Annotated in this window: 17 protein-coding genes; 12 read left to right on the top strand and 5 right to left on the bottom strand. The window is 35.2% G+C overall.

Going from position 1 to position 23,742, the window contains the following annotated elements:
• The first annotated feature begins 242 nt into the window (after positions 1-242).
• The 11 genes from PSA_RS19115 (at position 243) to PSA_RS19060 (ending at position 13,066) form a co-directional block, all read left to right on the top strand.
• Positions 243-1,370, top strand: coding sequence for an arginase family protein (locus PSA_RS19115; RefSeq protein ID WP_042145604.1), 1,128 nt, complete (start codon positions 243-245; stop codon positions 1,368-1,370).
• Between the two features lie 12 nt (positions 1,371-1,382).
• Positions 1,383-1,832 (top strand): hypothetical protein, encoded by a 450-nt coding sequence (locus PSA_RS19110; protein WP_042145601.1) that lies wholly within the window; start codon positions 1,383-1,385, stop codon positions 1,830-1,832.
• 232 nt (positions 1,833-2,064) lie between these two features.
• Positions 2,065-3,111 carry an energy transducer TonB gene (locus PSA_RS19105; RefSeq protein WP_042145598.1) on the top strand — a complete coding sequence of 349 codons (1,047 nt, stop codon included), beginning with the start codon at positions 2,065-2,067 and terminating at the stop codon, positions 3,109-3,111.
• Between the two features lie 390 nt (positions 3,112-3,501).
• Complete coding sequence (dnaK, locus tag PSA_RS19100) at positions 3,502-5,424, top strand: molecular chaperone DnaK (protein WP_042145595.1); 1,923 nt, start codon at positions 3,502-3,504, stop codon at positions 5,422-5,424.
• Positions 5,425-5,569: 145 nt separating this feature from the next.
• Complete coding sequence (gene dnaJ, locus PSA_RS19095; protein WP_042145593.1) at positions 5,570-6,706, top strand: molecular chaperone DnaJ; 1,137 nt, start codon at positions 5,570-5,572, stop codon at positions 6,704-6,706.
• Positions 6,707-7,687: 981 nt separating this feature from the next.
• The gene (locus PSA_RS19090; protein WP_042145590.1) at positions 7,688-8,686 is read left to right on the top strand and encodes an XdhC family protein; all 999 of its coding nucleotides are present in this window, start codon (positions 7,688-7,690) and stop codon (positions 8,684-8,686) included.
• 52 nt (positions 8,687-8,738) lie between these two features.
• Positions 8,739-9,188: a (2Fe-2S)-binding protein gene (locus PSA_RS19085; RefSeq protein ID WP_042145587.1), complete on the top strand. Its 450-nt coding sequence runs from the start codon at positions 8,739-8,741 to the stop codon at positions 9,186-9,188.
• 15 nt (positions 9,189-9,203) lie between these two features.
• Complete coding sequence (locus PSA_RS19080; RefSeq protein ID WP_042145585.1) at positions 9,204-11,447, top strand: molybdopterin cofactor-binding domain-containing protein; 2,244 nt, start codon at positions 9,204-9,206, stop codon at positions 11,445-11,447.
• Between the two features lie 411 nt (positions 11,448-11,858).
• Complete coding sequence (locus tag PSA_RS19070) at positions 11,859-12,149, top strand: group 1 truncated hemoglobin (RefSeq protein WP_127924119.1); 291 nt, start codon at positions 11,859-11,861, stop codon at positions 12,147-12,149.
• Between the two features lie 279 nt (positions 12,150-12,428).
• Positions 12,429-12,638 carry a hypothetical protein gene (locus PSA_RS19065; RefSeq protein ID WP_042145580.1) on the top strand — a complete coding sequence of 70 codons (210 nt, stop codon included), beginning with the start codon at positions 12,429-12,431 and terminating at the stop codon, positions 12,636-12,638.
• Positions 12,639-12,682: 44 nt separating this feature from the next.
• A complete protein-coding gene (locus tag PSA_RS19060) occupies positions 12,683-13,066 on the top strand; it encodes a thiamine pyrophosphate-dependent enzyme (protein WP_193216508.1) in 384 nt (127 codons plus the stop codon).
• A gap of 92 nt (positions 13,067-13,158) precedes the next feature.
• On the opposite strand, the gene PSA_RS19055 is transcribed toward PSA_RS19060, so the two are convergent.
• From PSA_RS19055 to PSA_RS19035, 5 genes are all read right to left on the bottom strand, one after another.
• Positions 13,159-15,849 carry a TonB-dependent receptor gene (locus PSA_RS19055; protein ID WP_042145576.1) on the bottom strand — a complete coding sequence of 897 codons (2,691 nt, stop codon included), beginning with the start codon at positions 15,847-15,849 and terminating at the stop codon, positions 13,159-13,161.
• Between the two features lie 378 nt (positions 15,850-16,227).
• The gene (gene moeA / locus PSA_RS19050; RefSeq protein WP_042145573.1) at positions 16,228-17,466 is read right to left on the bottom strand and encodes a molybdopterin molybdotransferase MoeA; all 1,239 of its coding nucleotides are present in this window, start codon (positions 17,464-17,466) and stop codon (positions 16,228-16,230) included.
• Positions 17,467-17,555: 89 nt separating this feature from the next.
• A complete protein-coding gene (locus PSA_RS19045) occupies positions 17,556-18,065 on the bottom strand; it encodes a DUF4240 domain-containing protein (RefSeq protein WP_042145571.1) in 510 nt (169 codons plus the stop codon).
• Positions 18,066-18,174: 109 nt separating this feature from the next.
• Positions 18,175-20,319 carry a M3 family metallopeptidase gene (locus PSA_RS19040; RefSeq protein ID WP_082305826.1) on the bottom strand — a complete coding sequence of 715 codons (2,145 nt, stop codon included), beginning with the start codon at positions 20,317-20,319 and terminating at the stop codon, positions 18,175-18,177.
• Positions 20,320-20,444: 125 nt separating this feature from the next.
• Positions 20,445-21,290, bottom strand: coding sequence for a TIGR02285 family protein (locus PSA_RS19035; protein WP_082305825.1), 846 nt, complete (start codon positions 21,288-21,290; stop codon positions 20,445-20,447).
• Positions 21,291-21,541: 251 nt separating this feature from the next.
• On the opposite strand from PSA_RS19035, the gene PSA_RS19030 reads away from it, so the two are divergent.
• Complete coding sequence (locus PSA_RS19030) at positions 21,542-23,731, top strand: molybdopterin oxidoreductase family protein (RefSeq protein ID WP_042145569.1); 2,190 nt, start codon at positions 21,542-21,544, stop codon at positions 23,729-23,731.
• Positions 23,732-23,742: the final 11 nt, after the last annotated feature.

The following is a 23,742-nucleotide window of genomic DNA, read 5'->3' as shown; positions in this document are numbered from 1 at the left end:
TTTTATTTCAATTATTAATAAGGTCTAGATTTAAACCTTCAAAACAATACTTAAAAGTAAATTCCGTAAGCCTATAATTTTATTGATTAAATATACAAGCTTACATTGAGGTTTATCTAGATGAAATACCATGAAAAATAAAACTGAATAAATTGTTCTATCAGAACGTCAGGTTTTATTTTGTAATTCATAAAATTTAATAAATTGAATAAATAATCGATTTTATACAGTAAGGGTATTAAATGAGTAATAACTGGAATGAATTTAAAACACAGCTAGAGAACTGTCTATGTCCACCAGGTAATGGCGTATTCACGGTTAATACTGCAAAAGAACGTAAAGAAGCGTTACATCAAAAACTTTATAATGAAACATCACAAGAGAAAGTAACTGCTTTATGGCAATCATCTTTATCTGAGATGCCAAGTTCAGAGCATAAAGCGGTGATCCTAGGGATCAGTTCAGACTGTGGTGGCGGTATTTTACGTGGCGCGAACTGGGGTCCTTTATTACTTCGCGCAACTATGGTTGAACAACAAGCACAAACCCAAGCATTTGATATGGGTGATATTCGAATTATTCCTCATTTATTACACGATAAATACTTGAACAATGGCACCATAGAAAATTGTCAAAAAGCGCTATATAAAAAAGATGATGCTAACAATAAATCAGATTATGCTGTAAGCCCGTTATCTATTACAGAAGATGTATGTGATAGCTTCTATGCCAATCTCCCTGAGAAAGGTATTTTTGGTATCGGTGGTGATCACTCAATTAGCTACCCATTAACAAAATCATTTTTAAAAGCAAAACGTGATCGTGGTATCCGTACTGCAATTATACATTTTGATGCTCATACTGATTTGTTGGTAGAACGTTTAGGTATAGATCTATGTTTTGGTTCTTGGTGTACACATATTCTTGAATATTTGCCTGATCCAAGTCACTTAATTCAAATTGGCATACGCTCTAGTGGTAAACCAAAATCTCATTGGGAAGATACATTTGGCGTAAAACAGCATTGGGCACATGAAATTCAAGAGCAAGGCGCTCAAAAAATTGTTGATGGTATTATTGAACAATTAAAGCGTGACAATGTAGATGAACTTTATGTGAGCTTTGATATCGATGCATTAGATGCTAAATGGGCATCAGCAACTGGTACACCAGAACCAGATGGTATGACACCAGATGAATCTTTATTAATCTTAAAAGCATTAAGTAAACAGTTCCCAATTACAGGTGCTGATATGATGGAAATAGCACCTTTCACAGATAGCTCTTTAGTTGGTCAATCAAGTTCAGAAACGACATTAAAAGAAGGCGCAAAAATTTCAGCGTTTTTAATTGATGCAATGAATAAATAATAGAGTTTAATAATGAAACAAAACCCGCTTATCCAAAATATTAAAGAGCTGCTCAAAAAGCAACATATTCGTAGTCATTACGAATTGTCTTATTATTTGGCTGAGCGCGGTTTTGAAAATACCAGTCAGCCTCAGATCTCTCGCATTTTAAAACAAATTGGTGCGATAAGCATTAAAAATAGCAACGGTGAATCAGTTTATACAATAAAACATGAACTCATGATGCCAACACTTGATACGCAGGTAAAAGAACTTGTGATCGATAGCCATACTAATCAATATATTGTAATGGTGGAAACTATTCCTGGTTCAGCTGACGTCATTGCAAGAATAATTGAAAGCTTACCTGTTAAAACTCAGATCCTAGCGACAATAGCCGGAGACGATAATGTAATGCTGCTCCCAAAATCAATTAAAGAATGTAATCAAATTCTATCTTTTATAAAACAAGTCTTTAGCTAAGCAGAAAAAACTAATAATAGTCTTTTATTGTACCAAACAAGTCAAAATTACTACTTCACAGATACCAATAAAATATAATCTAAGGTTATAGCATCTTGTAATTGTATTGAAAATAATAATATAAGTTTATAAATTACATAGATTTCTTATCTAAGATTTATCTATTTTGATAATTAATGATAGTATCAAACCTATATAAAATTACATTTATTATGATCAATAAGGGTAATCAATGAACAGTTTCACTAAAGTAATTTGTTTTCTTTTTTTATTGCTAAAAACAACACATCTATTAGCAACTCCCTTTGAATCAGAAAATAGTTTTACGCCAGCAAAGTTAATACCTAAATCTCATAATGTAAAGGAAGTACCTCATGCAACAAGGCTCGAAGGTTGGGTATATATGAGTTATATAGTAGATGTGGATGGGAAAACTAAAGATATTGAAATATTAGCCTATTCCACTAAAGGTGCTAATTTACATCATGCATATAAAAGAGTAGAAAGCCTTCGCTATGAAGCCGCATTATATAAAGGTAAGCCTGTAGAGTCTGCTAAAACATATTTGCTTAAACATACAATTAGTTTTTATGGTAGCAATAATGAAGGCATTTCTACTGGGTATAGATATGGGTTTAATCGTGTTGATAAATATTTACAAACAAAAGAATTTACTAAAGCAAAAAGTGAACTTGATCAACTCAATGAAGATCATAGTAAAAATTTAACTGAGCAAGCCTTGACAGCATGGCTTTATAGTAACTACTACGCATCTCAAAAAGATTGGTCTAATTATGGAGAAATGGTACAAATAGCTAATCATTTAAGAGAAATGTTACCAACTAAAATGGCAATCAAAAATAGTCAAAATCTATTATCTTATTACGAGTTTACTCAACAATATGCAGATGCTGTTAATACCGTTTATAAAATGAAGAATATTAAAAACGCAGAAATTAAACCTGATACTATCAAAGCAATGATATTACCTTTATCAAAAAAGTTGAACAGCTCAGTTGCAATAAAAATTGAGGCAAATTTAAAAAAAGACATAGCATGGCAATACTCTGTTGGCCGTAAGGTATTAAGTGTCAAAGTCGAGCAAGGGAAATTAGACTCTGCACAATTTCGATGCACCAATGTCGTATACAACATTGAAATGGATAACTTAAACTCTATTGTCATACCAAATGACTTCCACAATTGTTCATTTTTATTAAAAGGTGCTGAAGGTAGTAAAATCATTATTACAGAAAAAAATCAAACTCAGTTATTATAAATTCTAAAGCGTAAGGTAATTAGGATATTTGCAAGCAGGGGCTATTGCTTGTTTTTAACTAGTTGGTATATCACTATTTAGTTACTATAAATAGTGAGTTAACATCTGATAAAACTCGATATTCATTACCTTACTTTTATTGTGACCAAGATGATATTCATGGTTGTTAGTGGTTATAGATTTACTAATTAAAAATAATGAAAGCCAGCTAAATAGCAGGCTTTTTACATTATTAATAAGCATAAAAAGGTATTTTCAAAAAAAATTTCAAAAAGTTTAAAAAAAATTTAGTTTTACTGTTGAAATTGCTTTGACCCACCCATATTAACTAATCATCGAGCAAGTGTATTACAAAATATTACAGAATTTTAGAAGTTGGAGAAAAGTTTCATGGGTAAGATTATCGGAATCGATTTAGGTACTACTAACTCTTGTGTTGCAGTACTTGACGGCGGTGTGCCACGCGTTATTGAAAATGCTGAAGGCGATCGTACAACTCCTTCAATCATCGCATATGCTGATGAAGGTGAGATTCTAGTAGGTCAACCTGCTAAGCGCCAAGCTGTAACAAACCCGACAAATACCTTATTCGCTATCAAGCGTTTAATCGGTCGTCGTTTTAAAGACAAAGAAGTACAACGTGACATCGACATCATGCCTTTCAAAATTGTTGAAGCTGATAACGGCGATGCATGGGTACAAGCTAAAGATGAAAAATTAGCAGCACCACAAATCTCTGCAGAAATCTTGAAGAAAATGAAAAAGACTGCTGAAGATTACTTAGGTGAAGAAGTAACTGGTGCAGTAATTACTGTTCCTGCATACTTTAACGATTCACAACGTCAAGCAACTAAAGATGCTGGTCGTATAGCGGGTCTTGAAGTTAAACGTATTATCAATGAACCAACTGCTGCTGCATTAGCATACGGTATGGACAAGAAGAAAGGCGACAACGTAGTAGCTGTTTACGACCTTGGTGGTGGTACTTTCGATATTTCAATCATCGAAATCGATGAAGTTGAAGGCGAGCACACTTTTGAAGTACTAGCTACAAACGGTGATACGCACTTAGGTGGTGAAGATTTCGATAACCGCGTAATCAACTACTTAGTAGAAGAGTTCAAAAAAGAGCAGTCAATCGACTTAAGAAATGACCCGCTTGCAATGCAACGTGTTAAAGAAGCAGCTGAAAAAGCGAAGATTGAATTATCTTCTGCACAACAAACAGATGTTAATTTACCATACGTAACTGCTGATGCAACTGGTCCTAAGCACATGAATGTTAAGATCACACGTGCTAAATTAGAATCTTTAGTTGAAGATTTAGTAGCACAGTCTTTAGCTCCGCTTAAGCAAGCACTTGCAGATGCAGATTTATCTGTTGGTGACATCCATGATGTTATCTTAGTTGGTGGTCAAACACGTATGCCTATGGTTCAAAAAGAAGTTGCTGACTTCTTTGGTAAAGAATCACGTAAAGACGTTAACCCTGATGAAGCTGTAGCTATGGGTGCTGCAATCCAAGCTGGTGTTCTAGCTGGTGACGTTAAAGATGTATTATTACTAGATGTAAGCCCGCTTTCTCTAGGTATCGAAACTATGGGTCAAATGATGACTACATTAATCGAGAAAAATACAACTATCCCTACGAAAAAGTCACAGACTTTCTCAACTGCGGAAGATAACCAATCAGCTGTAACGATCCACGTATTACAAGGTGAGCGTAAGCGTTCTTCTGACAATAAATCTTTAGGTCAGTTTAACCTTGAAGGTATCCGTGCAGCACAACGTGGTACACCACAAATCGAAGTAACTTTTGATGTTGATGCTGATGGTATCTTACATGTATCTGCAAAAGATAAAGATACTGGTACTGAGCAAAAAATCACTATCCAAGCATCTTCAGGTCTTTCAGATGAAGAAGTAGAAGCTATGGTTCGTGATGCTGAAGCAAATGCTGAAGCAGATAAAGAGTTTGAAGAACTAGCTGCTGCACGTAACCAAGCTGATGCGATGGTTCACGGTACTAAGAAACAAATCGAAGAAGCAGGCGAAGCATTACCAGCAGAAGATAAAGAAGCAATTGAAGCTGCACTAGCTGAACTAGAAACAGCAAGCAAAGGCGAAGATAAAGCTGAAATTGATGCTAAAACTCAAGCATTAATGGAAAAATCTCAAAAGCTAATGGAAATTGCTCAAGCTAAGCAACAAGCTGAACAACAACCAGGTGCAGAGCAAGCTGAACCTTCAGCTAAGCAAGACGACGATGTTGTTGATGCTGAGTTTGAAGAAGTGAAAGAAGATAATAAATAACTTTTAAAGCGTAATTAAATTAAAGAGTTATTTAGGGCGCACAAGTATATAAACTTGATGCGCCCTTTGTATTAATTCGCAATTAAGATTTTTTCAATAAACTTAATTGTCAATTAATTCGAGTTAAATTGATACAGAGAAAATTATGTCTAAACGCGATTGTTATGAAGTCCTTGGGATCTCAAAAGATGCCAGTGAAAGAGACATCAAAAAAGCATATAAAAAATTAGCAATGAAATATCACCCAGACCGTACGGCAGGTGATAAAGCATTAGAAGCTAAATTTAAAGAAGTAAAAGATGCTTATGAAATTCTAAGTGATAGTCAAAAACGTCAAACTTATGATCAATACGGTCATGCTGCATTTGAACAAGGCGGCGGCGGTGGCGGTTACGGCGGCGGCCAAGGTGACTTCGGCGATATTTTTGGTGATGTATTTGGTGATATATTTGGTGGCGGCGGCGGCGGTCGACGTCAATCTCGTCAGCAACGCGGTGCCGATTTACGCTACAACATGGAATTAAGTTTAGAAGAAGCTGTCCGTGGTAAAGAAGTGGAAATTAAAGTTCCAACTTGGGTTGGTTGTGAACCATGTGATGGCAGTGGCGCTAAGAAAGGCTCAAAACCAAAAACATGTACAACCTGTCATGGTTCAGGTCAAGTTCAAATGCGACAAGGTTTCTTTGCTGTGCAACAAACTTGTCCTACTTGTGGTGGTCAAGGCCAAATCATATCAGACCCATGTAAACATTGTCATGGACAAGGTCGTGTTGAAAAAAACAAAACTTTATCTGTGAAAATACCAGCAGGTGTTGATACTGGGGATCGTATTCGCCTTTCAGGTGAGGGTGAGGCAGGCGTACATGGTGCACCAGCCGGTGATTTATATGTTCAAGTTTCAGTACGTGAACATGCTATTTTCACACGTGATGGTAACAACCTTTATTGTGAAGTGCCAATTGGCTTTACAACTGCCGCATTAGGTGGTGGTATTGAAGTACCGACACTAGATGGTAGAGCAAAATTAAAAATCCCAGCTGAATGTCAGACAGATAAAATGTTCCGTATGCGTGGCAAAGGTGTTAAGTCTGTACGCAGTGGCGCGATTGGTGATTTAATTTGTAAAGTTGTTATTGAAACACCTGTAAAATTAAACGAGCGTCAAAAAGAACTGCTTCAAGAATTTGAAGATAGTATGAGCGATAATAATTCAAAGAATCGTCCAAAAGAGCAAGGCTTTTTTGATGGTGTTAAAAAGTTTTTTGATGATTTAACTAAATAAGTTAATCAATATAAGCAACCAGTACAGGCTGGTTGCTTTACCTTTTCACAACTATTTCCGCGCCAATAAATAATAAACGACTTCCAAATATTACCTATTTATTACAAAAAGCGATTCTTTATTATTGTTTAATTTGATATAAATAATTTATGTAACAAACAGGTGATTATTTTGCCTGATAAAATAAAAGATCATATAAAAAAAGAACAATAAAAGATCTCTATGTGATATGTTACGCAGTTGTATATACCGTTGTCATTTTTTGTTTTATCGAAACCTTTGAACTTTTATATAAAGCATCAAGAAAATTTGAACAATTGGAACTTGATGAAATTATCCCTACCTTAATAGTCAGTTCTTTTTGTTTTATTGCACTTTCATACAGAAGGTGGAAAGAAGCGAAATACCTATCACTGTATTGTTAAGGACTGTCACTAATCGATCCGCTCACTCATTTACCCAACCGTCGAGTAATCAAAAATTATTAACCGACTTACCTCAATCAGCCCAATATCCGGTATCACTTATTTTAGTTGATATACAAGGCCTACAAAGGATAAAAGAGCGCTTAGGTCTCTCTAGCTGAACACTCCCTAATACAATACTTAAATCATGTAACTGATCAATTAACTGCTTCACAATTGATAGTACAATGACATTCGGAGCAATTTATTATTTACTGCCCTGATACGAATATCTATTTAGCCAAGCAACTAATTAATGAATTAGAAACGGCACATCAACACATTACAAATAGTATTTTTGCAGAGATAGAAGTCACTTATGCCTATGAGAGTATTTTTAGTGATGATGAAGTATCTGTTGCACTCGCTGTATTAGAAGATAACCTTCATAAATCTCACTTGTTTAATAAAATTAATAACTAACACATTCGTAATTAGTTACATTTATTTATTATGATTTATAGTCATAGTCAACTATCTTAACTGTAATTAAATGATTGCATAAGAAAAATAATAAATGAGTAATCGGTTAGCCCCTTTATTAGATATTTGGTTTAAACAAAAAGATGAGTGTCAGTGGGTTTTAGCAAGTATTATAGAGACTAAAGGTTCCTCTTATCGAAAAGCGGGCGCTATCATGCTTTTTAATAGTTTAGGAAAAAGTTATGGCTTATTAAGTGGCGGCTGTCTTGAATCAGATTTATTACGACAAGCTCAAAAATGCATAACTAAAAATAGCAATATTTCTGTATGTTATGATATGCAAGATGAGGCTGATATCGCTTGGCAGTTGGGAATAGGTTGTGGCGGTTTAGTCAAAGTACTTTTGCAGCCAATCCTTAAAAACAATAATTACTTAGACCTGATAAAGCTAAAAGATGTATTGGCTCAGAGAAAGCAATGCACCTACCAAGTCAATTTAGAGTCGAGTAACAATCATGTTTTTACTATTCAAAGTGAAGCTAATTTAAACTCCTTTTTTAATATCAAAATTTTCCCAACGCCATCATTAATCGTTTTTGGTGGTGGGATTGATAGTAAACCCCTTATTAAAATGGCAAATACGCTAGGTTGGGATATTACGTTAATAGATAGTCGCCCTGGCTACGCACGAAACGCATACTTTAAAGAGGCTAACGCCATAATCAAACAAAACTATAAAACATTAACTGATGATGTAAAAATTCAACAAGCTGATGCAATTGTCATTATGCACCACAATGTAAGTTTAGATGCCCAAGCACTTAATTTGGCAAATGATTCAAAAGCAAAATATATCGGTTTATTAGGCCCACAACATAGAACTGAAAAAGTATTTTCACAAGCTGGTCTTACACCACTTACTTTTAAAAAGCCATTAGCAAACCCAATAGGCTTAGATTTAGGCGGTGAATTGCCTGAATCAATCGCTTTATCTATCTTATCTCAAGCGCATGCCAAAATTGAAAACAGCACCGCGAAATCTTTAGGTTTTTATCAACAAGAAACGATTATCGAGTTAGCTTATTCCAATTAAAAAATTGATAATCGAATAATTAGTCAGCAAAAAACAATCAACCGGAGCAAGTATGATCAGTTTAACCGTCAATAATAAAATTCTGAAACTTGATATCGAACCTCAAATGCCATTGTTATATGCATTAAGAGATGAACTTAAATTAACAGGTACAAAATTCGGCTGTGGTGCTGGACAATGTGGCGCCTGTACAGTTCATTTAGATGGTCAAGCGATCAGATCTTGTATCACACCAATTTCAGTTGTAGCAGATAAAAACATAACAACAATTGAAGGTTTAGGGGGAAGTGATGACCATAAAATACAAATTGCATGGAAAGAGTTCAAAGTGCCGCAATGTGGTTATTGTCAAAGTGGTCAAATGATGAGTGCAGCTGCATTATTAAAACACAATTCAGATCCTACAGAGCAACAAATAGAAAGCTTTATGCAAGGCAATATTTGTCGCTGTGGTACCTATAAAAGAATAAAAAAAGCAATTCAATCGGCAGCAAAAAAATAATAAGGATATTCGATAATGAAAAATATTGAAAATGTAAGCCGTAGAGATTTTTTAAAGCTATCAGGCATTAGTGCCACAGCTTTTATGTTGGGTGTGAATTTGCCTTTATCAAAAGTACAAGCTGAGGAAGTAGGCAATCACGAACTTAACTTTTTTGTAAGTCTAGATAGCAATGGTGATGTCACTTTAGTATGTCATAGATCAGAAATGGGCCAAGGGATCAGAACAAGTGTTCCACAAATCATAGCGGATGAACTTGAAGCTGATTGGAATAAGATCTCGGTTGTACAAGCCAAAGCCGATAGAAAATATGGTTCACAAGGTACAGCAGGTTCAGCATCAATTCGTAATTATTTTACAACAATTCGACAAACAGGTGCCGTTGCTAGAGATATGTTAGAGCAAGCAGCTGCAAATATTTGGCAAGTAGATAAATCAGCAGTGCAAGCAAAACAACATTATATTCACCATAAAACAACTGGGCAAAAGATTGGTTTTGGTGAGTTAGCAAAACATGCAGCGAAATTAACACCGCCAGATCCTAAAACGATTAAATTAAAAGCTAATACGGACTTCTCGTTAATTGGCAAAGACGTAAAACAAGTAGACCTAGATAATATTGTTGAAGGTAAAGCACAGTATGCGCAAGATATTCAACTAGACAATATGTTAATCGCTAGCATTCAAAGACCGCCTGTAGTTGGTGGAAAAGTTAAATCTTTTGATGCTACAGAAGCTAAAAAAGTAAAAGGGGTTGTTGATGTCATTCAACTAAAAGAACGGCCGTTTCCGGTAAACGTAATGCCTTTATCGGGTATTGCAGTTGTGGCAACTAATACATGGGCTGCAATTGAAGGCAGAAAAAAGCTTTTAATTCAGTGGGATCATGGCAACAAACAAGTTCATAATAGCGAATCATTTAAAAAAGAGCTGATCACAAAAGTTAATCAACCAGGCAATGCGGTAAATAGTAAAGGTGATGTATATGCACATAAATACAATCCACAAAATACCCTAGAGGCCACATATACAGTCCCTTATATTAATCATGCACCTATGGAAACACCCGCTGCCACAGCCATGATTCAAGGTGATAAATGTACTATTTGGGCTGGTACTCAGAATCCGCAATGGGCACAAGGCATGGTTGCACAAGAACTTGGCTTAAAGCGAGAGGATGCGCATAAAGTTGAGCTAAATGTCACCTTGATGGGTGGTGCATTTGGCCGTAAGTCTAAAGGTGATTTTATTATAGAGGCCGTGGAACTAGCAAAGGCCACAGGGCGTCCAATAAAAGTAATTTGGAGTCGTGAAGATGACATTAAACATGGATTTTATCACTCAAGCGCCGCTAACTATTTCAAAGCTGAAATTTTAGATAATGGCAAAGTCGATAATTTAATTTCAAGAAACGCTTACCCGCCAATCGGTTGGCTTTTTAATGATAAAACTAAAACACCCAGTGATAGTCAGCTCTCTTTAGGTTTTACCGACTTGCCTTTTGATTTAAATACATTAAGTTATGAGAATCATGAGGTTGATTCTTTTGTACGTCCAGGTTGGGTACGCTCAGTCGCCTGTATTAATAATGGGTTTGCATTAGGCTCTTTTGTTGATGAATTAGCAGTGAAAGCACAAGTGCCACCAAGAAAAATGTGGCTAGATTTAATAGGTTCAGACAGAGTTGTTGATCCAACTGAAAATGGTTTCAAATATTCTAATTATAATTTAGATCCTAAAGCACATCCTATAGATACAAAACGAATCAAACATATAATCAATCTGATCAGCGATAAAGCGAATGTTGAACACAAACTACCTCAAGGACAAGGGTGGGGCATCAGCTTTTTACGCAGTTTTGGCTCTTTTGTCGCTGCGGCCACTAAAGTTGAGGTTAAAGATAAAAAAGTCACAGTTTTGGAAATGCATACGGCAGTTGATTGCGGTATAGTTGTAACACCAGATCGCGTAAAAGCACAAATGGAAGGCGCTATGATTTTTGGTCTATCAATCGCCCTCATGGGTGAAATAACAGTAGATAAAGGCATAGTTGAGCAGAGTAATTTTCATGATTATCCTGTTACCAGAATCAATCAAGTACCTAAACTCTTCGTACACTTAGTTGACTCTGATGCACCACCTGGTGGTATTGGCGAGCCTGGTGTGCCACCTGTTGCACCTAGCATTACAAACGCCATTTACCATGCAAGTAAAACACGGATCAGAGACTTACCGGTTAATAAGGTATTTCAAGTATAATAAGTGTTAATTTAAGACTAAATAATGGTCAGTTTGGGCGCCACATAAACAGCGCTCTGATTGACCTTTATTATAATTTTCTGGGGTATAAGTACAATTTTTGAATCCCTGAACTGCACATTTATCCTGACAATTCAATTTTGCTACCCAGTTTGTATACTCACTAGACATCAAATTAAACATCATAATAATACTTATTACGTAAATAAATACTTTTACAAATTGAAACTTATTAGCAGTACTCATCAGTACCTCCAAAACTTCCATTGTTTTTTAATGTAAGCAGTCACCTTATTAGACTTTAGTCTAATAGTTTAAAAAATTAAATTAAAAGATCACAGCACTCTAAATATTTCTTTCTATACTTGAAATCGTAGCGAAATCATAAAAAATAGTATCAGGGAGAGTGATATGAGCGATTCGTTATTTGAAAGTATTGGGGGAGAAGGCGCTGTAAATGCAGCCGTAGATTTATTTTATAGAAAAGTTTTAATGGATGAGTCTATCAGCCATTTTTTTGAAAGCACCGATATGGATGCACAAAGAAATAAATCAAAAAGCTTTTTTACCTTTGCTTTTGGTGGACCTAATAACTATGCAGGTAAACCTTTGAAGAATGTACATACCCCCTTAGTTAATAATGGCCTTAATGAAACACACTTTATGGCTGTAGCAGGTCATCTACAGTCCACTTTAGACTAATTAGGTGTACCAAAAGAATTAAGTGCTCAAGTAATGCCTATTGCAGCGGTTACAATTAATGATGTATTGAATCGTTAATGCCGAAGATCTTTTTATCAAACAAGTGAGTTTACAGCAGGCAAAGATCAGTTGGTCAGCCAAATACTGCTGGAGAGCAATTTTATCAAATTGTGGCCAATGCTTATAGAACAAAACAACCTGTATTTATAGAAGTACCAAGAGATCAAGTTTTCAGAAAAATTTAACATTCCATTTGCTACAAGTTGGTTTGCTAAAGGCATGTTTGATGAGTTTTCGCCTTTGTGTTTAGGTGCATATAACGGTGTGTTTACACAAACATCAGGTAAAGACTACATTGAATCTCAAACCGATTATGTTTTAGAAATAGCAACAAGCATTCTTGCACAAGACTCAAATACAGCATTTGGCACAGGCACTCAGAAAATAGAAACCTATAGAGACACACATAAATATAAAACCAAAAGATGATTTAGATTTTAATAATTTAGCTGACAAATTAAATGAGCTGCAAAGTGAAGATCATACGCCATATGTTTATTTGCCAAAAAATTCAAGAAACTGGCAATAAAGATAGGACTGTGATCATCATAGGTGATGGCGGATTTCATTTTCAACTAAATGAATTAATAAATTTTTTAAAAGATAATACTCAAGTTACTATCATTTATATGCGCAACAATATATATGATTTAGGTAAAAGCAGTGATGCCAATATTTACAACTGTAACGATGAAAAATTCAATGTGCATAATATCATTCAAGCTTATTCAGGAAACTCTACAACGTGTAAAACTGTCAATGAATTTAAGCAAAGCTTTAAAACCAGTATGGATTCAGAGGGTATTAATTTAATAGAAGTTTTGGCAAAACCCATAGAAGAAAAGCAGTGTAATTAACAATAAATGTTAAAAATGACTTTATTTAGGGAAGTTTTAATTTTTAAGCAAAACTTGGGGAATTAAACCCCCAAGTTATTTATACCATTTGGTTAAAATGAAACTGATACATCACCGTAGAAGAAACGTCCACGAAATGAATATAAATTATCATCAGTGCCTGTTACGCCATTTTCTAGGTAAGGAGGCATTTTATCAAATACGTTTTGAATACCAAACTTCACATCCATTTTGTATTCTTCAATGAAGTAACCCACTTGAACATTATGGGAAACCGTTGAAGCCATTACATTTTTACCTTCAATTTCTGAATTATATGTCGCATCATAAGTTGCACGCATATTATCCATGCTCCAATCAAGCTGTAAAGTTGCTTTTGTTTCAGGAATACTGCCAAATGCACTATCGTAGTCACCTACAATATCTCTAAATGGTGTATCGTTTGTATCTTGCACTTCAAAAGCAAGCATACGAGATACATCCATATTCACTCTAAATTCACCAATTTGTGTTTCGAATAAGTAATTAGCATTTAAATCAACACCTGAAATATTACGAGATGCGATATTATTAGCAGGAGCATAAGTTGATGAAATATAACCAGTACCATTGTTTGAACGTTCTACATCATTAGCATAATCAGGGTTACCAGCAACATATTGATCGATTACATAATTTGTACTTGCAAATACAACATTGCTTTGTTCAATTTCAAAATAATCTAAAGTAAAAGCAAGATTATCAGATGCTTCATATACAATACCTAAAGTCATGTTATCAGCTTCTTCAGGCTTAAGATCTGGGTTACCACCACCAATTACATTTGAACTTAGAATGGTATTTTTACTTACAGCAGGATCTAATCCCTGACATCCAGGAATACTCGTATTAAAATAATTTTCTGTATTATCTGGATTACACGGATCATGTAAATCTTCAGTTAAGCTAACTGTTTGGCCTTGGTACATTTGCGCCATTGTAGGTGCTCTAAAACCAGTACTGAAACTACCACGTAACGTTAGCTCATCCATAGGTTTATAAATAACACCAAACTTAGGGTTGGTGGTACTTTCGTCGATATCGCTATACTCGGTATATCTAACTGCGGCTTCAAGCTCTAAGTTATCAAGTACTGGAATTTTCGTTTCTAAGTAAAGCTCAGTGATTTCACGAACAGGTGAAATAACAGGAGTACTTGCAGAAGCCCAAGATACATCAAAACTTTCTGTGCGCTGACTGATATCAACTTCTTGAGTTAGTTGATCTTCACGATATTCTACACCCACAGCAAACATCATTTCACCCGCTGGTAGCTCCATTAATGGACCTGAAACACTACCTTGTATAAACATTAAATCATTTTTGTTAGTTTGAACTGGGACCGTGATATTTATGTAATCAAGCATTTCTTGTGTAATTGACCCTTCTGGACCAAAAACGTTTAATGCTACACAATTTGGATCTTCATCAGTCTCACATTCGTCCGATAAAGCACGTTCAATACGATTAATTGATGGTTGAGAACCACCTGAAGTTACAAGTTCCGCAGATTGTTGAGAAAATACAACTTCCCAATCATACTCATCAGCAACAACCCCTTGTAAACCTAAAGTATAACGATTTATTTTATTCTCTGTTTTATAAATACGGGGACCATATTCACTAAAACGACGTGCTACATTACCTGCAACACCAAAAGGATTATATTTTTGATTTGGGCCTACACCAAAGTGATTACCATCTGCATCATCATAGCCTAAAAATGCGTTTGGTGTTTCAGCACCACCTGCATACCAACCGGTATCTACACCAGGAGGAGCCTGATTACCTTGAACAAATCCATCATGGAAAGATAACTCACTAAAGAAGCGCGTATCATCATTTAATTGATAGTCAGCAGTCATAAATATTGAAGTTGTTTTACTATCATTTGCACCTGACTGCACATCACGATAATTATAACCCATAGTATCGTAATCAAAAGGCACTACAACACTTGGGTTAGCTGCATCTAATACTGTCCAATTGCCTTCACCTAGACCAAAACCTGATAACTTTGCATTTGGTGCTGTACTTGAGCGTTTATTATCACCACCGATAAAACCAAAATCAGCATCATGTGTTAAATGACGATCTCTTTCTTTCCAGCCTGAGACATTGGTTGTTGATGCTGCAAGCATAAAACTGGCTTTATCAGTACTTGCACCCGTTACTAATCCAACTTTACGTTCCTGAGCATCACCTTCTGATGAAATACCATAATGTGTACTCACATCAAAACCATCAAACCTTTGCTTAGTTATGATATTAATAACACCCGCTATCGCATCAGAGCCATAAATTGCAGATGCACCATCTTTAAGTACCTGCATTTCTTGAACAGCTTCAAACGGTATACCTGACAAATCAACTAAACCATTGGCATCAGAACCTACAACACGACGTCCATTAACCAATACTAAGGTATTTGTTGCTTCTATTCCCCGTAATGTTGCTGTTTGAATAGAATTTGCACCTGAGCTACTTTGGTTATTTGTTGTATTGCCCGTTAGTGCTGGTAGACGACGTAATGCTGAACTTACATCAGTGATCCCCATATTAATCATGGATTGTTTGTCTATAACAGTGATAGGAGAAGTTGATGCTAATTCTGTACGCGCAATCCTTGAACCCGTAACCATAATACGCTCAACATCTTTTGCGCCTTCTGCAGCCTGAATAGTTGGCGCTGTTAATGCTGTTAGCATTGCTAACATAAGTGGTGTTGTCTTAAATGTTTTCATTATTATCCCGTATAATTTTTTGATATAACATTTTGTATTTGTTTCACACACTCATTAAGTGAAACTATTTCTAGGCTATACGGAATACCTTATACTGTATACAAAAGTTCATTAAGAAAATGTAATATTTTATTACAGGGCTGCATTTAGGGACTAAAGGCGGTAAATATATGATTAAACAGTTAATTAGTTTTATGCTGCCAAACACTAAATAGAGTTTAAACTCTACATTATTGCTTAATTTAAAGAAAAAATTAGAAATATAACTGACATGGTATTTAGGATTTGACGTATGTAGCTCAGGTTGAACTTTTATAGCATTTCCGATAATTAAATGACAAGTGAATTATCGGAAGTGATATAGCTAATGTGACTTAATTATGATTTTTGATTAAAAAGCTCAATAGTAACGTCTTCACCTGAAGATACACCATATGAATCTTGCACTAACATGACATAACAATTAGCACGGCTTAACGAGCTTAAAATGCCAGATCCCTGTTTACCAGTAGAGTTAACCTGCCATAAACCCGCTTCATCTTGACTTGCGATACCTCGCTGAAACTCTAACCTACCTGGACGTTTTTTAAAGTCAGCAATCGAAACTGCATTTAATCTTGTCCTAACAGTTTGATTTTCACCGGATAATTTTTTAATAAATGGGATCGCTAACTGATCAAAAGTGACAGTCGCAGAAACCGGATTGCCTGGTAAACCAATAAAATAGCTATCAGGTAACTTTCCACATGCAAATGGTTTTCCAGGTTTTATCGCAATTTTCCAAAAGTTAATTTCACCCATTTCGGTTAATATATCTTTGACATAATCCGCTTCACCTACAGACACACCACCTGAAGAAACGACAACATCGGCAACTTTATTTGCATGTTCAAATGTATTTCTTAAAATCATTTGATCATCGCTAATAATGCCTAAATCTATGATTTCAACCGGTAACTCTTTAAGCATTGAAATAACGGTATACCTATTAGATTCAAAAATTTGACCAGCCTTTAATTGACCACCTGGTTCGACTAATTCATCACCTGTCGACATTACAGCTACTTTTACTTTTGAAAATACATCAATTGCTTCAATGCCTAATGACGCAAGTAAACCAATATCAGCAGCAACTAATTTATGACCTTTATTTAAAACTAAAGCGCCTTTCTGAATATCTTCCCCTAAGTTACGGATATTAGCGCCTTTAGCAGCAGGTTTAATAAAAGTAATTTTGTCCTCAGCCACTTCAGTATTTTCTTGCATAATCACACAATCAACACCTTGTGGGATCACGGCTCCAGTCATAATGCGAACACATTGACCTTGTTCAACTATGCCCTCAAATGGCTGTCCAGCAAAAGAGTAACCAACCTTGTTTAGGGTATTATTACTCTCTAAATCTTCACTTCTTAAAGCATAACCATCCATCGCAGAGTTGTGATGCGGTGGCACATTAACAGGAGAGGTAATATCTTGTGCTAGAATACGCCCAAATGCTTTATTTATTGAAATCAATTCAGCGTCAAGACTTGGTACAGCACTACATAATAAACGTTTAAGTGCATCTTCAAAAGGCAGTAAATACCCTTGCTGGCTATCACAATCACACGACATAATTTTTAGGCCTTCATATATTAATTTATTTTCGAATTATACAAACAATACTATTTGATTCTTATGATTAAAATCATATTTCTGGTAGATCATTGCCAATATAATTTAAATAATTCTGGATATTGTAATTTTAGAAATTTAGCTTTGTTTTTAAAACGTTTCCCTTGAGGTTCATCAACACCAGATGGTACAAAAGGAAGTTCATCTTCATTTCTGTTTTCGTATATTTGACCTGCTAAAAGATCATATTCATCTAGATAAGGGTAAGGTTGTTCATCTTTTACAGGAATTACATCATAACCAGCTAAATTATCTGGATTTTCAAGTGCTTTATCAAAAATGGCACGACCACGTGAAATTAACCAAGAACGAAATTCTGAAAAAGCATATTCAGAATTACAGCCACAAATAATAAAAGCAGCAGCCCATAAATCCCATGTATAACTAATACGCATCTTTTGATTAAAGTATTTATCAAAATCAGCAAGTTCAGAATCGCAAAGCTGTTCTAGTTTATTTTTTAAGTTTTCAGAGATTTCATCAGGAGTTGCGTGAAAGTCAGGAGCTTGAACTAATGTCCAAAAGTGTTCTTCAGTCATAAAATATTCTTACATGTGTTTAATACATTAATTATATCTCATAAGTTAAAATAAAAAGCCCTCTAATTTATAAAATTAGAGGGCTTTAATCATTATTTATTACTAAATACTATTTATTTAATAAACCACGACGTTTTAATAAAGGTTCAATTTTTGGATCTTGACCTCTAAATCGCTTGTACATAAGCGCTGGATCTTCTGTACCGCCAGGTTCTAGTACATGTTTACGGTAACCTTCAGCTGTAGCTTGATCAAAGATACCTTTTTCTTTAAATACTTCCCAAGTATCAGCATCATAGATATTTGACCAAATGTACCCATAATAACCTGATGAGTATCCACCAGCGAATATATGAGAGAAGTAAGTTGTACGATATCTAGGTGCAATCTCTTTGATTAAACCAATTTTATCTAAATATGATTTTTCAAATGCATCTGCATCTTGAAGTTCAGCAGTTTCAAGTGAATGCCAATTCATATCTAATAATGCTGCGGCTAAGTATTCTGTTGTACCAAAACCTTGATTAAATTGACCCGCAGCTTGGATCTTTTCAATCAACGCCATAGGAATTACTTCACCTGTTTTATAGTGTTTAGCAAATTGTGCTAACACTTCAGGTTCCATCATCCAGTTTTCCATTACTTGTGATGGATACTCAACATAATCACGCGGTAAAGCAGTACCCGTTTGAGAACGGTAATAACCATTTGATAATAAACCTTGAATCGCATGACCAAATTCATGGAACAATGTTGATGCTTGATCAAAAGTTAATAATGTTGGCGTATCGCCTACTGGGCGAGGGTAGTTTAATACATTGTAGATAATAGGCTTTACATCTTCACCATACATACGGTGTTGCTTGCGGAATGAACTCATCCAAGCACCGCCGCGTTTGCTTTCACGCACATAGTGATCTGTTAGGAATAAACCCGCACTTGTACCGTCTTTTTCAAACATTTCAAAAGTACGTACATCTTCATGATATTTTGGTACATCAAAACGTTCCACAAATGTCACACCCCAGAGCTTTTCTGCTGTATAAAAAATACCTTGTAATGTATTTTCTAAAGAAAAGTATGGTTTTGCTTCAGAAGCATCTAGGTCATAACGATCTTTTCTGATTTTTTCTGCGTAATACCACCAATCCCAAGCTTCTAATTCAAACTTGCCACCTTCAGCATCAATCATTTTTTGCATATCTGCAGCTTCAATTTTAGCTTTAGCAAGTGCTGCAGGCCAAACTTGATCTAACAATTTAAATACATTTTGTGGTGTTTTTGCTGTCGCATTTTCTAAAACATAATCAGCATGGGTTTTGTAACCTAAGACTTGTGCGCGTTGGTAACGTAAAGAAGCAATTTTAGATGCTAGTTTTTTATTATCAAATTCATTATTGTTATCACCACGATGTGTATAACCATTATAAACGGCTTTACGTAGCTCACGATTTTCAGCGTAAGTTAAAAATGGGTTTTTACTTGGTCTATGCGTTGTGAATACCCATTTACCTTTATGACCACGCTCGATAGCAGTTTGTGCAGCAGCAGCAATAATATCAGCTGGTAAGCCTGCTAAATCAGACTCTTTATCAATGACAACTTCAAAGCTGTTTGTTTCAGCCAATAAATTTTCACCAAATTTTAAAGAAAGCTTACTGATCTCTTGGTTTAAATCACGTAATTGCTGTTTTTCATTTTCATTTAAATTAGCGCCACCACGTACGAAGCTTTTATAAGTCACTTCTAATAACGTTTTTTGATCAACACGTAACTCTAACGAGTCTTTACTATCGTATACTGATTTTACACGTTTAAATAATTTTTCATTTAATAAAATATCATCACTTAATGCTGATAATTTTGGAGAAAGTTCTTTTGCAATCGTGCGAACTTCATCACTTGACATAGAACCCGTTAAACCATAAAAAACATTGCTTACTTTATTCAGTAAAACACCGTTTTTTTCCATCGCTTCAATGGTATTTTCAAATGTAGGTTTTAATGGAGAGTTAGCAATTTCTAACGTTTGCGCTTTGCTTTGTGCAATACCTTTAGCAAATGCAGGTAAGTAATGTTCATTTTTAATTTTTTCAAATGGTGCGATACCAAAAGGTGTATCGTATTTTTCGAAAAAAGGATTTGCTTGAGTTGCAACTTCTGTTTTAGCAGCAACAGATTCATTATTATCACCTGTTGCTTGGCAACCAGCGAGTGCAATTGCTAAGGCAATTGGCGTTAGAATTTTTTTCATTTGTGTCTTCCATTTTATTGTCCACAGACATGAAACATTAAAATGGTAATAAGTGCAAAGAAATAAGATAAAAAGCATGGTTTTTATGTTGAAAATCAAATTTAGGGTTATTAAATTTACAAAACTTAGTTTTTATTATTTAATATTTCCTTAATCGTTGGATGAAAATTGCGTGGTAGCCAACGGGTTAAAATCTTATAAAAAGCATTGTGTCTCTGCATTTTTTGTAAAGTTGCTTCAAGTATCGCTATATTTTTTTTGCCTATTTCATTAGTATTGCAGCCTATATATCCTTCACTAAATTTTGGTGTTTCAGTGATCATAAGAGATATAATATCTCCAACTAAACCGAGCTTTTTAGCAATATATTCATGCTCATCAGGATAACCTAACACAATATCAACTCTGTCCATCACAAGCATTTTGGTGATGCTCTCTAACACGTTACTTCCTGGACGAAATGTCACTTGTGTAGATCTTGTAGTTGCAATGATTGAATCTATTTCAACGCCGTAAGAGCGATTAGGAATTGCGCCCAGCATCAAATTTTTATTCTCTAATAATTTAATTAACGATAAAGGCTTATCGATAGAAATGTTTAAAGCTTCAATATCACTTTTCCTCATAGCAATTGATACAGGCAAACCAATTGTTGAAGAAGAATCTGTAAAAGCGATATGTTTTTGTCTTTTTGGCGTTTTATAAAGAGAAAGTGTGCAAAAACTCTTATTTGGATCTGATAGCTCGTGTATCAATCTTGAGCCTGGAATATACATAAAAGTAAATTTATAATTTGGCATCATTTTATCTAGCAGTTTAATAATACCTTCATCTCGTCCCATACCTTGACCATAATCATCAATAATATAATAAGGAGGAAAATCATAAACTAGCCAATTAATTTCTTTCGAAAAACTCGTGTTATTAAACAATAAAAGAAATAGTAAAAATATATACTTAATATTCTTCACCTAAGTATTTTACTTATTAACTAAATATAGAACTATGCGGTAAAAAGGTCGATTGTTTTTTGACATAAATTGCAAATAATACAATAACTCTTTTCAGCATTATAATTGCACCAATATATTCCAACACCTCACCATCAAAGCACATTATTACATCACATCAAGCATTACTCATTGAAATTAAAGGATATTTTATTTGGCATAGTATCTGCGTTATATCTACTGAGCGTTTAATTTAATTTCAGGAAGTTATTATGTTGTTTGGGCGAAAAAAAAGAAAACCAATAAAAATCCCAAGTAAAAAAGTTGCACAGTGGAAGTATACAACATGTAATTACTGTTCTACGGGCTGTTCAATTGAAATTGGTCTAAACGAAGAAAATAAAATTGTTACAACTCGCGGCCATGCAGGGGCTGATGTAAATCGCGGAAAGCTCTGCATTAAAGGTATTTTAGAGCATGAGTTATTTGAAAGCCCAGGTCGAGGTAGTGAGCCTTTAATAAGAGAAAAACATTTTGAGTCTTTTGAGAAAACTTCTTGGGATAATGCTTTAGATACTACAGCTGAAAAAATAAAAGAAATACAAAAAAAATATGGTAAAGACGCTTTTGCAATTGTCTCAAGCGGTCAATTATTAACAGAAGAGTTTTATACTTTAGGTAAACTCGCTCGTGGCTGTATTGGCACAAACAACTATGATGGTAATACGACTTTATGCATGGCATCAGCGGTAAGTGGTTATAAAAGATCATTTGGTTCTGATGGCCCGCCAGGATGTTATGATGATTTTGAACATACCCATTGTTTTATGGCGTTTGGTTCAAATTTACCGGAGCAACATCCAATCATTTATTGGCGTTTGAAAGAAGCGTTAGAAAAAAGAAAGTTCCCTCTGATTGTTGTAGACCCTCGTGTCACTATGCTGGCGCAATTTGCTGATATTCATCTGCCTATCACCCCAGGTACCGACTGTGTATTAATCAATTCAATGATGTATGTGATCATCAATGAAGAGTTACAAGATCAAGACTATATTAATGCACATACTGAAGGTTTTGATGAAATAAAAACTTTAGTACAAGACTACTCACCAAAAACAGCACAACATATTTGTGGTATAGATGAAGATACCATAAGAAACGTGGCACGAATCTACGCCAAAGCACCAGCTGCTATGTCTATTTGGACTATGGGCATTAATCAATCAACTCATGGCTCTGACGGTGTCGCTAATATTAATAACCTTAACCTGATAACTGGCAATATAGGCAAGCCAGGAGGGACAAGTTTATCAATTACGGGTCAATGTAATGCTATGGGCACAAGAGAATGGTCATCTTGTTCTGGCTTACCTGGTTACCGTTATCTAGAAAACGAAGCCGATAGAAAAGAAATTGCACAGTTTTGGGGTATCGATCCTGAGTTTTTCCCTAAAAAACGCGGATTAGCTGAAACTGATATTTTTCCCGCAATTGAAACCGGTGAAATAAAAGGCATGTGGATAGTTGCAACCAATCCAATGACTTCCATGCCAAATACAGCCCGTATTCGCAAAGCATTAGAAAATTTAGATTTTTTAGTGATTCAGGATGTTTATGAAGATGTAGAAACGAACCAGTATTCCCATGTTTATTTCCCTGCAGCTGTTTGGGCTGAAAAACAAGGCTGTCATACCAATACAGAACGTCGTGTGAATTTAATAAACAATGCCATGCCACCATATAAAAACGCTAAACCTGATTTTTGGATTTTTAACCAACTGGCCAAACGTTTTGATAATGGCAAGATTATTAATTTTCCTGACGCTCCTGAAGATGTATTTAATGAAATGAAGCAACTGTCTAAAGGCAAAGATAGAACATTAGATATTTCAGGCATGAGTTATGAAAAAATTGAACAAGCGAAAGGTATTCAATGGCCTTATCGGGAAGGGCAAACCAGTTTAAAAGGAGATCCGCGTTTATATACTGATGGAAAATTCCAAACACAATCAGGCAAAGCTAACTTAATTCCCGTTAACTTTTACAATAATAATGAACAACCCTGTGATGAGTTTCCTTTTTGGTTAAACAGCGGCAGGGTCGTTGAACATTTTCATACCCGTACTCGAACAGGGAAAATTGGTAACTGTAATAAATTTAGCCCAACTGTATATATGGAAATGAACCCAGATGCAGCTATTGAGCTAGGTATTAGCCACCAGTCTTACGTTAGATTGACTAGCAGGCGAGGGGATGCGGTTGTCATGGTACAACTTACGCAAAGGGTTCCTCGCAATATGGTGTTTATTCCATTTCATTTTCACGATTGTGTCAATCGTTTAACTTTAGGTCTACTAGACCCTTATTCTCGTCAACCTGCATTTAAGCAGTGCTCAGTAAAAATTGAACAAATAGATCAAGTTGAAGCGGCACGTTTGAATGTTGAACGTCGCGTATTTTAGGAGAGGTTATT

Origin of the sequence: Pseudoalteromonas sp. '520P1 No. 423', from assembly GCF_001269985.1 — a bacterium.
Taxonomy (GTDB): Bacteria; Pseudomonadota; Gammaproteobacteria; order Enterobacterales; family Alteromonadaceae; genus Pseudoalteromonas.
This window is presented reverse-complemented; position numbering and strand designations above follow the sequence as displayed.